The 200-nt window shown below is 56.5% G+C and carries 1 rRNA gene; it reads left to right on the forward strand.

Annotated features, from left to right (window positions below):
* Positions 1-200, forward strand: a 16S ribosomal RNA gene (locus J3482_RS20740); the annotation flags it as partial.

The following is a 200-nucleotide window of genomic DNA, read 5'->3' on the forward strand; positions in this document are numbered from 1 at the left end:
TGACGGGGGCCCGCACAAGCAGTGGAGCATGTGGTTTAATTCGAAGCAACGCGAAGAACCTTACCAGGGCTTGACATCCCTCTGACCGGTGCAGAGATGTACCTTCCCTTTGGGGCAGAGGAGACAGGTGGTGCATGGTTGTCGTCAGCTCGTGTCGTGAGATGTTGGGTTAAGTCCCGCAACGAGCGCAACCCTTGATC

The organism is Alicyclobacillus suci, assembly GCF_017329615.1.
In the GTDB taxonomy this organism is placed as follows: Bacteria; Bacillota; Bacilli; order Alicyclobacillales; family Alicyclobacillaceae; genus Alicyclobacillus; species Alicyclobacillus suci.